At 69.3% G+C, this 11671-nt stretch carries 13 protein-coding genes and 1 pseudogene; 11 read left to right on the top strand and 3 right to left on the bottom strand.

The genetic code is table 11. The features are described 5' to 3' along the window. Positions 1–99: 99 nt before the first annotated feature. The 5 genes and pseudogenes from ACFWBU_RS01485 to ACFWBU_RS01465 form a co-directional block, all read left to right on the top strand. Positions 100–546 (top strand): annotated as a pseudogene (locus ACFWBU_RS01485) (peptidase); the annotation flags it as partial. Positions 547–807: 261 nt separating this feature from the next. Next, positions 808–1506 carry a TMEM165/GDT1 family protein gene (locus ACFWBU_RS01480; protein WP_169621065.1) on the top strand — a complete coding sequence of 233 codons (699 nt, stop codon included), beginning with the start codon at positions 808–810 and terminating at the stop codon, positions 1504–1506. 124 nt (positions 1507–1630) lie between these two features. Continuing rightward, positions 1631–2089: a MarR family winged helix-turn-helix transcriptional regulator gene (locus tag ACFWBU_RS01475; RefSeq protein ID WP_206036871.1), complete on the top strand. Its 459-nt coding sequence runs from the start codon at positions 1631–1633 to the stop codon at positions 2087–2089. Further along, complete coding sequence (locus ACFWBU_RS01470; RefSeq protein WP_169652261.1) at positions 2086–3324, top strand: MFS transporter; 1239 nt, start codon at positions 2086–2088, stop codon at positions 3322–3324. The genes ACFWBU_RS01475 and ACFWBU_RS01470 overlap by 4 nt, the downstream gene beginning before the upstream one ends. 56 nt (positions 3325–3380) lie before the next feature. Continuing rightward, positions 3381–4148, top strand: a complete 768-nt coding sequence (locus ACFWBU_RS01465) for an SDR family NAD(P)-dependent oxidoreductase (protein ID WP_169621067.1) — start codon at positions 3381–3383, stop codon at positions 4146–4148. Between the two features lie 87 nt (positions 4149–4235). Here ACFWBU_RS01465 and ACFWBU_RS01460 read toward each other — a convergent pair whose 3' ends face one another. After that, entirely contained in the window at positions 4236–5828 is a 1593-nt protein-coding gene (locus ACFWBU_RS01460; RefSeq protein ID WP_378527237.1) for a TM0106 family RecB-like putative nuclease, read from the bottom strand. Between the two features lie 110 nt (positions 5829–5938). On the opposite strand from ACFWBU_RS01460, the gene ACFWBU_RS01455 reads away from it, so the two are divergent. From ACFWBU_RS01455 to ACFWBU_RS01435, 5 genes are read left to right on the top strand one after another with little or no spacing between them, the layout of a single operon-like run. Then, positions 5939–6622, top strand: coding sequence for a DUF6474 family protein (locus ACFWBU_RS01455; protein ID WP_169620824.1), 684 nt, complete (start codon positions 5939–5941; stop codon positions 6620–6622). 7 nt (positions 6623–6629) lie between these two features. Further along, a complete protein-coding gene (locus tag ACFWBU_RS01450) occupies positions 6630–7112 on the top strand; it encodes a hypothetical protein (protein ID WP_169620825.1) in 483 nt (160 codons plus the stop codon). Between the two features lie 37 nt (positions 7113–7149). Then, entirely contained in the window at positions 7150–7815 is a 666-nt protein-coding gene (locus ACFWBU_RS01445; protein ID WP_378527236.1) for a YcnI family protein, read from the top strand. Then, the gene (locus tag ACFWBU_RS01440) at positions 7812–8333 is read left to right on the top strand and encodes a copper resistance CopC family protein (protein WP_169620827.1); all 522 of its coding nucleotides are present in this window, start codon (positions 7812–7814) and stop codon (positions 8331–8333) included. The genes ACFWBU_RS01445 and ACFWBU_RS01440 overlap by 4 nt, the downstream gene beginning before the upstream one ends. A gap of 4 nt (positions 8334–8337) precedes the next feature. Beyond that, the gene (locus ACFWBU_RS01435; protein WP_169652265.1) at positions 8338–9279 is read left to right on the top strand and encodes a copper resistance D family protein; all 942 of its coding nucleotides are present in this window, start codon (positions 8338–8340) and stop codon (positions 9277–9279) included. 52 nt (positions 9280–9331) lie between these two features. Here ACFWBU_RS01435 and ACFWBU_RS01430 read toward each other — a convergent pair whose 3' ends face one another. Both ACFWBU_RS01430 and ACFWBU_RS01425 read right to left on the bottom strand, forming a co-directional pair. Continuing rightward, a complete protein-coding gene (locus ACFWBU_RS01430; protein ID WP_169652352.1) occupies positions 9332–9976 on the bottom strand; it encodes a UdgX family uracil-DNA binding protein in 645 nt (214 codons plus the stop codon). 82 nt (positions 9977–10058) lie between these two features. Then, positions 10059–10814 carry an ABC transporter permease gene (locus tag ACFWBU_RS01425; RefSeq protein WP_378527235.1) on the bottom strand — a complete coding sequence of 252 codons (756 nt, stop codon included), beginning with the start codon at positions 10812–10814 and terminating at the stop codon, positions 10059–10061. Positions 10815–10874: 60 nt separating this feature from the next. Here ACFWBU_RS01425 and ACFWBU_RS01420 point away from each other — a divergent pair, with 60 nt between their 5' ends. Continuing rightward, positions 10875–11645: a DUF427 domain-containing protein gene (locus ACFWBU_RS01420; protein ID WP_169620831.1), complete on the top strand. Its 771-nt coding sequence runs from the start codon at positions 10875–10877 to the stop codon at positions 11643–11645. Positions 11646–11671 lie beyond the last annotated feature (26 nt).

The raw sequence follows: 11671 nt of genomic DNA, 5'->3' as shown, positions 1-11671 counted from the left end.
GGGGTGTTTCTTCTCCCTCCCTCCCCCCAGTTCTCTTCCCTCCTGGGGTTTGGGGGGGGGGGGGGGGGGGGGGGGGGGGGGGGGGGGGGGGCCCCCCCCCCCCCCCCGACCCGGGAGTGGACGCAACTGCTCGCGCTGACGGTGCGCGTGGCATCGTTGCCCGGACTGCTGCCCACCTCGACCGTGTTCGGGGTCAAGGAGGAGTTGCCCGACGATCCGGAGCCCGGAACGGTCGGATTGCTCATCGCCGAGGGGCCCGTCATCGGCGCCGAAGCCGTGACGCCGGAGCGATTCGCGGACTGCCGGCCGTCGGCGCTCATCATGTTGCATCCTCCGTCGGAGACGACTCCGACGCTGCCCGAGAATGCGGGTGCCGCGTCGGGGTGTGTGTTGTTGCCGGGCCTCCCCCACCTGGGCCTCGACCACCGGGCAGCCTGGGTGGAAGCGGAGCCGGACGGTACCGTGACGTCCCTGGTGAGCAGGGTCGGAGTGAATCCGAGCAGTGATCCCGACACCGCAATTCTGGCGATGCTGCTGGCCGCGTGACCCGCACCCGCACAAGAGAGTTCGGTTCTCCGAAACTGAGCATGCCCTTTACCGATGCGCTGTCGGGCCGGTATCGTTTGCTTCGCGAAGGGGAGTAGCCCCCAATCGCCGAGTCGACATACTGGCGGCGCCGCGCAGGCGGACCGCCCGGCACGGCGAACCGGACGGTAGTCCGGTGGGCGAGACCTTCGGCCGTCGGCGCACCGTGCCCGACGTCCGGAGGAAGCCCAATTTTCCTCCAGCGGGTGAGGAGGAATGCCGATGTGGTCCGCCGTCGTACTGAGCTTCGCAGTCATCTTCGTGGCCGAACTGGGCGACAAATCCCAGTTGATGGCCATGACGTTCGCGTTGCGGTACCGCTGGTGGGTCGTCCTGACCGGCATCCTGTTCGCCACGACGGCCGTGCATCTCGTATCGGTGGCCGTCGGGCACTATCTCGGCGTCGCCATTCCCCCCGTCGCGATGTCCATTGTCGGCGGCCTCGCGTTCCTGTTCTTCGGTCTGTGGACGTTGCGAGGAGATTCGCTCGACGACGCCGAACAATCGAAGGCCGGACGCGTGGCGCGTTCCGCGTTCCTGGCCGTGGTCTCGGCCTTCTTCCTCGCGGAACTCGGCGACAAGACGATGCTCGCGACCATCACCCTCGCCGCCGACAACGACTGGGTGGGCGTGTGGATCGGATCGACCGTCGGCATGGTTGCCGCCGACGCACTCGCGATCATCGCCGGTGCGGTGCTCGGCCGTCACATGCCGGAGAACGCCATCCGGCTCGGCGCGTCCGCCTTGTTCTTCGGGTTCGGCGCGTGGATGCTCGGCGACGGACTCGCGCCGGACTCGGCCGTGGTCGGTCCGGTCGCCGGAGGGATCACCCTCGTCCTCGCCGCTGCGGGGGCGGTCGTCGTCGGGAGGCGGGCGGCACGCCGGACGACTGCGGAGGTTCCGGCTCCCGTCGAGCCCTGATGTCCACCCGGCTTCCCGGCGTGACCAACGACACCGCGTGAGCGCCGAACATCCGGGCTCCTCTCGCTCCAGAAGCGTATGCTTGCCGATAGGCAAATACTTTGGGAGTTGAATGACACCACCGATGGGAAGCACACACTTCGACGACGACGACATCCACCGCCTGCGCATCGCCCTCGGCCGGATCGCCCGGAGCGTCGGCCGGTCCGCAACCGACGAGGGGCTCACCCGGTCCCAGTCGTTGCTGCTGACGACCGTCGCGAAGCACGGGACGATCGGGGTGCGCGAACTCGCGGAGCACGAGGGACTCAACCCCACAATGTGCTCGCGGATGGTCGGCAAGCTCGAAGAAGCCCAACTCGTCACGCGTTCCTCCGACGCCGGCGACAAGCGCGTCGTGCGGATCCACATCACCCCGGCGGGGGCGCGGCAGTCGGATGAGCTACGCGCTCGCCGGACGGCGATGTTCGCCCGGCACCTGGCGGAACTGGACGACGACCGACTCGACGCACTCCACGACGCCCTGCCCGCCCTCGAAGCACTCGGTGAGCGCATGTGCCGGGGACGGGAGGTGCGTGAGTGACCGTCATCGACGACATCCGCGGACAGACGTTCGCGGCCCTCCGCGGGCCCAACTTCCGCCGCTACATCGGCGGTCAGGCGATTTCACTCGTCGGCACATGGATGCAGACCATCGCCCAGTCGTGGCTCGTCCTCCAGCTGACCGGCTCGGCCACCGCCATCGGCATCGTCCTCGCCCTGCAGACCGTGCCGATGCTGCTCCTCGGGCCGTACGGCGGGGTGATCGCGGACCGCACCGACAAGCGCCGGCTCATGATCGGGCTGCAGAGCCTCATGGGTGTGCAGGCACTCGTGCTGGGTCTGCTCGTCGTGACCGGCACCGTCGAGTTGTGGCACGTCTACGTGCTCGCCGTACTGCTCGGCCTCAATCAGTGCTTCGAGAACCCCGCACGGCAGTCCTTCATGCTCGAAATGGTCGGGCCCGACGATCTCCGCAACGCGGTGAGTCTCCAATCGGTGCTCGCCTCGTGTTCCCGCATGATCGGCCCGGCTGTCGCGGGCATCGTGATCGCCGCAGGTGGTATCGGACTGTGCTTCCTGCTCAACGCGGCAAGCTTCGTCGCCGTCGTCACGTCGTTGCTGACACTCGACGTGTCGAAACTCGTGCCCTCACCGCCCACAGCCCGCGCGCGCGGCCAGCTACGCGAGGGACTCGCCTACGTGCGGCGCACATCCGATCTCGCGGTGCCTCTGCTGATGATGGCGCTGGTGGGATGCCTCGCCTTCGAGTTCCAGGTCGTGCTTCCGGTGCTTGCCGACCAGACGTTCGACGCGGGTGCCGAGGCGTACGGCTTGCTCACCGCGGCGATGGGTGCGGGATCGGTAGTCGGCGGTCTCGTGGTCGCGACCTGGGGGCACACGGGCACCAAGCCTCTCGTCCTGACGGCGCTCGCATTCGGTGTCGCAATGGCCGTAGCCGCAGCGTCCCCGACCATGCCCATCCTGGTGGCGACGATGGTCGTCGTCGGCGCTCTGAGCGTGACCTTCACGTCCACCACCAACAGCACGCTCCAGCTCACCGCCGCGCCGACCATGCGTGGCCGGGTGATGGCCCTCTGGTCCGTCGCCTTCCTCGGCTCCACCGCGATCGGCGGTCCCATCGCCGGCTGGGTCTGCGAGCAGGGCGGCGGGCGAGCCGGGCTGTTGCTGGGCGCGGGCGCGTGCCTCGTCGCCGCCGCGATGGGTGCCGCGGTGATGCGCCGACGGGCTGCGATCGAACTGACACCTGCACGCTAGGGTTCGTGACGGACCACACACGCGTGCCGCAAGGCCCGGACGAGGAGTTACGAACAGTGGAAATTCAGGGATCTGCCGCACTGGTGACCGGCGCCGCATCCGGCCTCGGTGCCGCCACCGCCCGTCGCCTCACCGACGCGGGGGCCACCGTCTTCGGTCTCGACCTCGAACAGTCGATCGAGCGCGTCGGCGACGCGGCACCCGAGGGCGTCACGCTCATCCCCACCGACGTGACCAGCGCCGAGGGCGTCCAGTCCGCGATCGACCGCATCGTCGAGTCGGGACTGCCGCTGCGCACCGTCGTCAACTGCGCCGGCGTCGGCTGGGCCGGCCGGATCCTGTCGAAGAACGGGCCGCACGACCTCGAACTGTTCCGCACGGTCATCACCGTCAACCTGCTCGGCACCTTCAACGTCATGCGCCTCGCCGCCGATGCGATCGCCAAGACCGAGCCGGTCGACGAGTCCGGCCAGCGCGGCGTCGTCGTCAACACCGCGTCCGTCGCCGCGTTCGAGGGCCAGGTCGGGCAGATCGCCTACTCCGCGTCGAAGGGCGGCGTGCACGGCATGACCGTTCCCGCAGCGCGCGACCTCGCGCAGTACGGGATTCGCGTCAACACCATCGCGCCGGGCATCGTCGACACCCCGATGCTCGCCGGCGTCACCGAGGAGTACCGCAAGGGCCTCGAGGCGGGCGTGCCGTTCCCGTCGCGCCTCGCACAGCCCGCCGAGTACGCACAGCTCGTGCAGATGATCGTCGAGCACGACTACCTCAACGGCGAGACCATCCGCATGGACGGTGCGCTGCGCATGGCGCCGCGCTGATCCGCGACGCACAACGCATCCCACGTCGGCGCGGTGGAGTCACGTACTGCGTGCCCACCGTCGCCGCGTGCGGGCGGCCGCGTGCGGTCAGAGATCGTCGATGTGCGGAATCTCGAGGACCGCACGATCGGACATCCACTCCCGCAGGATCTTGGTCGCGACCACGTCGTCCTCGTTGTACTCGAGCAGCCGCGCGCGCTGACTCGGATCCGGCTCGCCGTCCAGCCCGACGGCCTCGCGGTACCAGCTCATCGACGCCTCTCCCCCGGCTTCGTCGTCGCGCCAGTGGTGACCGGCGATCGGGGCGACCTTCTTGAGCCCCTTCCCGTTCGGGCACACGAACTGGTCGGTGACGGCCTGGTAGATGTCCACCCATTCGGATGATCCGATGAACGCCTTGATCTCCGCTTCGGGCGGCACACCCGGAAAACCGCGGAACCGCCGCGCCGACGACAACAACCACTTGTCTTCCGCCGACCTCGAATAGCAGTAGGCCGCAAACGTTTTCCCACGGCGCTCGGCGGTACGCCGCTGGTCCGACAACCACGCCCAGAACTCGGCGAACGACCGCGCCTCGTCGTCGGTGGGTACCGGCACCCAGGTCGCGAACGGCCGGTACTCCGACTGCGATCCGGAGTTGAGCAGCGTCCCCCACAGATAGGCGCCGTGCTCGTGAAAGCTCTCCATGTCGACATCGACCTCGATGTCGGCGCGGTGGACGTGCACATGGCGGTACCGGCGGACGAGGGGGGCGCCCGCGAGCCACGCCTTCGCGATCACCACCGCATCCTCGAAGGGGCCCTGGGGCCAGATCTCGGGTGGTTCGCCTTCCCAGCCCGCGAGACCGTCGATGGTGTGAACTCCGAGTTCCCTGAGGACCTCGGCGCGCTGACCCGACGCCACCAGCGACACGTCGCGTTCGCGGGTGAGTTCGGCCCGGCACCGATCCCACCACGGGCACGTCCTGCACTCCCCGATCTGCGACGGTTTCGTCGGCGTCCGGCCGCGGGCGATCTCGACGCGATCGGTCAACCGGGCGTCGTACTCGTCGAGGACCGTGCTCAGGTCGTGCACCAGAATGCAGTCGCCGCCGTACCCGATCGCGCCGCCGACCTGCCCGGGACTTGCGAGACCGTGCCGCTCGAGCATCCGGTACAGGTGCGCGAGGCGCATCTGGTCCCGGACCTGGCTGCGCACTTTGCGTGTCTGGTCCACCACCGGCTTCCACTCGAACAGCCCGGTGGTCGTGGCGCCCTGACCGGGATCGGTGACCTTATGGTTCACGACGATCACCGGGATGTAGCCCCCGCGCACGGTGTCGCGCAGCAGAATCTCCGACCTGCCCCGGCGTCCGGTGTCGACCTCGACGGGCAGCACCGCACCCCAGATCCGGTCGGCTCCGGCGCGACACGCCTCGAGAGTCTGTTCTGCGCGCTGCGACATCGAGCCGTCTGGGCCGATGAGCACCCAGCCCTCGGGGTCCGCCTCGAACAAGTGCTGACGGATCGCCTCACGGTGGGCGGCGGCCGCCTCCTGGCGCTGCCGCGCACCCGCGTTCTCGGCCGCACCTGCAAGTTCGTGGGGGAACGAAGCGTCCAGATACACCCGGTGGCGGCACCGCGTCAGCGCACTCGCCTCGAGGGAAACGGGTGTTCGCCGCACATCACGGGTTGGCTCCACAACTGTCCAGGGTATTCGCTGCGCACGGATCGCCTCGCACCAGCACCGTCACGTTAGGCTGACGCGGGGCGCCGGAGCGTCGTGTCGTACCGAATGGAGGGTGCTGTTCGATGGGGTTGTTCACACGGAAACGTCGCGCCACTCGCAAGGCGGAAGCCAAAGCTCTCAAGCACAGGGCGAAGCTCGAAGCGAAGCTGGTGGCGAAGAACCAGCTCAAGAACGACCGGCGAGCAGCGAAAGCGCAGCAGAAGCTGAGCAAGAAGCTGGCGAAGTCGCAGGTCAAGCTCGATCAGGAACTGCTCAGTTCGCAGGCGAAGATCGAGAAGGAACAGATCGCAACGCTCAAGGCACAGAAGAAGGCCGCAGAGAGCCAGGGCCTGACCGCAGCGAAGGTGCGCCGGTACCTCGGTGTCGCCCGTCTGCTCGCGCCGGTGCTCGTTCCGATCGTCTACCAGGTGGTCACGGCGCTGCGCGGTCAGCTCGACGCGCGACGGGCACAGCAACTCGGTGTCCCCATCGACGAGCTCGGCTCGTACACGGGCCGCGGTGCACGACTCAGTGCCCGGATCGCCGGCGCCGAACAGTCGCTCACCAAGATCGAGTCCCTGCACCCGAAGGACGCCGAGACGCAGAAGTTCGCCGCGGCGATCCGCGGTCGTCTCACCGACCTGACCGCGGCGGTGCAGGCTGCCGAGCAGATGCCCGCGGCGCGCCGGAAGTCGGCGCACGCCGCGATCTCGTCCGAGCTCGACGGCATCGAGGCCGATCTGCTCGCCCGGCTCGGGGTCCGCTGACCCGAACGTGAACACGAACCCGGCCCTCCTCGGCAGCACCGCGGGCATCACGACCGCGGCGCTGGCTGCGGCTGCGCACGGCGCGGCCGGTGGCGGTGTGCCCACGGGCCCCGCCTCGGCACTGCTGCTCGCAGTTGCCGCGGGGGTCGGGATCGTGGGTGCGTACGTGCCGACGCTGCCGCCGATCGCACTTCTCGCCGTCGGGCAACTCGGCACCCACGCCGTTCTCTCCGCCCTCACCGAGGGCCACCCGCACACGTCGGGATCGATGTTCGCCGCACACCTCGTGGCCGTCGCAGGCTGCGCGGTGCTGCTGGTCGCCGCCGCCCGGCTCTTCGACGCGTGCAGTACCGCGATCCGGGCCGTGACACTCCGGCTCGGCGGCGTACACGTGCCGGCGTCGCTCGCCCCGACGAGAACGACCGACCCGCTCGTCTGGGGTCGCGCTCCCCCGGCGATCTCCCGGAGAGGTCCTCCGGTCGCGCGGTGACGCGCAGCCGTATTCGTTCTCCGAGAAAGATCCACCCATGAAGACATCACCTACCCGTGCCCTCGTCGGCGCGGGCGCCACTGCTGTGCTGATGCTGGCCGGTTCCGGCCTCGCGTCCGCACATGTCACGGTCGGCGCACCGGGCGCGGAGCAGGGCGGTTACACCGTGCTGACGTTCCGTGTGCCCACCGAATCCGATACCGCCGGAACCACTGCGGTGTCGGTCGGCCTGCCCGGCCTGAAGTCGGCACGCACCGAACCATTGCCGGGCTGGTCCGCGACGATCGAGAAGGATCCCGAGACCCAACTCGCCACCGGCGTCACCTGGACCGCGGATCCGGGAGTTGCCGTCGGTCCGGGCGAGTTCCAGCAATTCGTGCTCTCCGCCGGGCCGCTCCCCGACGAGGCGGAAGTGTCGTTCCCCGCGGTACAGACCTACAGCGACGGCGAGGTCGTCGCATGGGACCAGGTCACGACCGGGGACACCGAACCCGAACGTCCCGCTCCGAGCCTGACACTCGCGGCGGGCAACGGCGACGGGCACGGCGGCGGAGCACACACCACCGGCACCGACTCCGGCACCACGTCGGAGGACTCCGGCACCGATGTCACCGCACGGTGGCTCGGCGGCATCGGTCTCGTCCTCGGTGCGCTGGGCGTGGCCCTCGGCCTCGGCGCCGTGATCCGGGGACGGCGCTCATGAGACGCCTCTTCGTCGTTCTCGCCGCGTTGTTCACCGCACTGGCGCTCTCGGCCGGTCCCGCGGCGGCGCATTCCGTGGTGCTGTCGAGCTCGCCGGAGGACGGTGAGCAGATCGCGCAGGCACCCGAGCGGGTGAGCGTGACGTTCAACGAGCCCTTGCAGGAGCAGTTCGCGGCGATCACCGTCGTCGGCCCGGACGGCAACCTGTGGTCCGTGGGCGACCCCGCCGTCGAAGGTTCCACGGTGAGTGTCGCCGTGGACGGACTCGGTCCGGTCGGCGAGTACACCGTGGCCTTCCGGGTGACGTCCGCCGATGGGCATCCCGTCAGCGGTACCCGGACCTTCACCCTCACGCAGGAGGGCACCGGCGCGCCCGGTGAGCCGGCGTCCGGTACGTCCGAGACGGCCGACGGGAACGAGAGCGGCGACAGCGGGCCCGCCGTGTGGTGGTTCGTCGTCGCCGGTGTAGTCGTGATCGCCGGCGGACTGGTCTTCGCCCTTCGCAAGCCGAAGGCATGATCGGATGATCTCGGTGCGCCGGCGGTGGCTTCTCGGTGCCGCCGTCGGCGTACTCGCCGGCACCGTCGCCGGAGTGGCGTGCGGCTGGATGCTCGCGACCCCGGAGGCCTCCAGCTGGGTCCGGGCGCTGTCGGTGGGCACGGGATCGACCGTGCTCGGTATCGCGGTCCTCGCTGCGATGATCCGCGGTGAACGTCGGCCCGGAATCGAACCCGACGACGTGTGGCGCGCGATCGCGACGTCGAGCGGAGTGTGGCTCGCGCTCGAATCCGTCCAGCTCGTCCGGGAGGCCGCGTCCGCGGTCGCCGTTCCGGTGGGCGACCTGCGCGCCGGCTTGTTCGCCGAATACCTCGCCACTGCCGGTTCCGGGCGCGTCGAAGCCGCCGCCTGGGTCTGCGTCGCCGCGTGCGGCATCGTCGCGGTGGTGGCGTACCGGCGGTCGGCGTCGTGGTCCACCGCACCGGTACTGGTGTTCGCGGCGCTGGCGCTGATCGCGCGGCCCGCGACCGGGCACATGGCTCAGCAGACACTCGGTTCCCTGCTCAATGCCGCGCACGTCCTGGCCGCGGCCGTCTGGTTCGGGGTGCTGGCCGCATTGGCCCTCCTCGTGCGCAGACGCGGTACGTGGGCTCAGCTGCTACCGCGCTACTCGGCGCTCGCACTGCGGTGCGTGGCGATTCTCGCGGCGACGGGCGTCATCGACGCTGCTGTCCGGATCGGGTCGCTCAGCGGACTGTTCGGCACCGGCTACGGACGCATCGTGCTGGCGAAGACCGCTGTGCTCGTGGCGTTGCTGGTGCTGGCGTGGACCTGGCGCCGAACGTGGGTGCCGGACGCGGTGTCGCACCGCGTCACCGCCGAGGAGTCGCTCCGCAACGCAGTCGTGGAGGTGTGCGGCATCGCCGTCGTCTTCGGCCTCGCCGCTGCCCTCGCCACCGCCTCCTGAACTACCGCCTCCTGAACTACCGCTTCCTGAGTTACCGCGTCCCGCGCGACCGTCACTGCCCTGAGCGGGCGGCGCGGCGGAGGTCACCGACGAGCGACCGGAGCGCGTCGTCACGGTCCGATCGGGCGCGGAGAACCGCGGACGGATGGATGGTCACCACCACCGACGGATCGTGCCCGCCGCGTATCTCGTCGGGCAGGCGCAGCACTTCGCCGCGGTGTTCGGTGAGCCTGAATCCGTTGCCCAGCAGCGCTTGCGCCGCGCTCGCGCCCAGACACACGACCACCTCCGGGCGTATCGCCTCGAGTTCGGCCAGCAGCCAGGGGCGGCACGCCGCTATCTGGCCACCCGACGGCTTCTTGTGGATGCGGCGCTTGCCGTTCGCCGAACGGTCGAAGCGGAAGTGTTTGACGGCGTTGGTGACGTAGACCGAGCCGCGATCGACACCCGCCTGCTCGAGAGCCTTGTCGAGCAGATACCCCGCCGGTCCGACGAACGGCTCGCCGGCGCGGTCCTCCTGGTCTCCCGGCTGCTCGCCGACGAGGAGCATGCGTGCGCTCTCGGGCCCCGCTCCGAAAACGGTTCGGTCGGCGGCCTTGTACAGGTCGCATCCGCGGCAAGCGCGCGCCGCCGCCGCGAGTGCGGGCACCTCGCGTGTCTCGGGCAGGTACTCCTGGGCACCGGGATAGCTCACCACGACGACGGGATACCCCCGGACGCCGCCGATCCACGCGCGCGGCGACACGAACGTGCGGGATGGTGGTGAGCGGCGTGCCCCATCAGCCGGGCACCACGGGTTGCTGCCCGGCGACGCGGCCCAGGCCGACGGCGACACAGACGGCGGTGATCGATCCCGCAGCCATGATCGCCGCGAGCACGACGACCTGGAATCGTCCCGCTTCGAGCGGGGAGAGCCCGCCGAAGATCGCGCCGACGAACGCACCCGGAAGTGTCACCAGGCCGGTTGTCTTGGTCTGATCGATCGGCGGAATCATCGCCGCGTGCACCGCGAGCCGTGCGTGCTCGGCCGTTGCCTGCCGCATGGTCGCGCCCAGCGCGAGCCATCCCTCGACTTCCAGCCATCGATCGACGACGAACTCGTGGAACCGCCGGCCTGCGAGACCTGCGACGGTCATCGCGTTGCCGATGACGATGCCGCCGAGCGCGAGCGCGTACCGCGGCGTCGCCGCTACCGCTCCGGTCACGAAGATCACCGCGAGCGCGACACCGATTCCCAGCAGCATGGCCCCGGCGACGATGGCCAGGACGCGAACGCCGCTTCCGACCCGGCGCGCGGCCGTCCATGTTCCGACCGAGAACATGACGAGCAGAACGACGCCGACCCACGCCCCGTTGGTGATGACTCCGGTGAGCACGACGCTGACGATCGCGAGTTGCAGGGCGCCACGCGCCACCGCGTACAACGACGCGAACCTGTGCGGAACCCCAAAGACCCACAACACCGACGTGGCCACCGCTGCGAGCGCGAGGACACCGATCAGTGTGCGGAGGAGCACGTCAGGGTCGTCGATCATCGGATCGAGCGTATCCACCCGGACATGCCATCGCGATGCCGTGCGCGATACGGTCGATGCATGGCACGCAAGTCCGCTGTTCGCCGTCACGAACCCGAGTCCGACGACTACCTCTACGAGCCCACCGAACGGAGGATCCGGGGGCAGTTGTTCGATCGGACGATCGTCGACAGCAGCCGGGCTCTGCTGGTCTGGGCGCCGGGGAAGCCGGTGCCGTTCTACGCGTTCCCCCGCGACGACGTCCGGCTCGATCTGATCGCGGCGTCGCTGTCCCCGAGTCGCAGCCGACCGGATGTGTGGCAGTGGTACGACGTCGTGATCGACGAGCAACGCGCGTATTCGGTGGTCTACCAACTCGACGTCGACGGTCTGGACGATCGGCTGATCTTCCAGTGGTTCCGGCACGGGGAGACCGGGCCGGGTGACGAGGTCGACGAAGGCGAACGCTGGTTCGAGGAGGAAACCGAAGTGTTCACCCATCCACGCGACCCGCACCATCGGGTCGATGCTCTGCGCAGTTCGCGCCACGTTCGGGTCGAGATCGGCGGCACCGTGGTCGGCGAGACGCGCAATCCGGTGCTCGTCTTCGAGACGGGATTGCCCACCCGCTACTACCTGCCGCCGGAGGATGTCGATTTCTCCGTCCTCGAGGAATCCGAATGGCGGACGAGTTGCCCCTACAAGGGGACCGCGCGGTACTGGTCGTTCGTCGGCCAGCCTCCCGCGGAGAACGTGGCGTGGTCGTATCCCGAACCGTTCGCCGCGGTCGCCGATATCGAGGGCTACCTGTGCTTCTACGACGACGCCGCGGAGATCACCGTCGAGGACTGACCTGCGCATCGCACGCGGTAATATTG

This window comes from Rhodococcus sp. NPDC060084 (assembly GCF_042730335.1).
Taxonomy (GTDB): Bacteria; Actinomycetota; Actinomycetes; order Mycobacteriales; family Mycobacteriaceae; genus Rhodococcus.
This window is presented reverse-complemented; position numbering and strand designations above follow the sequence as displayed.

Excerpts from the sequence above, each read along its gene's own strand:
- ACFWBU_RS01420 (WP_169620831.1), top strand. The coding sequence starts at position 10,875 with ATGGCACGCAAGTCCGCTGTTCGCCGTCACGAACCCGAGTCCGACGAC.
- ACFWBU_RS01445 (WP_378527236.1), top strand. The coding sequence starts at position 7,150 with ATGAAGACATCACCTACCCGTGCCCTCGTCGGCGCGGGCGCCACTGCT.
- ACFWBU_RS01480 (WP_169621065.1), top strand. The coding sequence starts at position 808 with ATGTGGTCCGCCGTCGTACTGAGCTTCGCAGTCATCTTCGTGGCCGAA.
- ACFWBU_RS01440 (WP_169620827.1), top strand. The coding sequence starts at position 7,812 with ATGAGACGCCTCTTCGTCGTTCTCGCCGCGTTGTTCACCGCACTGGCG.
- ACFWBU_RS01455 (WP_169620824.1), top strand. The coding sequence starts at position 5,939 with ATGGGGTTGTTCACACGGAAACGTCGCGCCACTCGCAAGGCGGAAGCC.
- ACFWBU_RS01425 (WP_378527235.1), bottom strand. The coding sequence starts at position 10,814 with ATGATCGACGACCCTGACGTGCTCCTCCGCACACTGATCGGTGTCCTC.
- ACFWBU_RS01475 (WP_206036871.1), top strand. The coding sequence starts at position 1,631 with ATGGGAAGCACACACTTCGACGACGACGACATCCACCGCCTGCGCATC.
- ACFWBU_RS01435 (WP_169652265.1), top strand. The coding sequence starts at position 8,338 with ATGATCTCGGTGCGCCGGCGGTGGCTTCTCGGTGCCGCCGTCGGCGTA.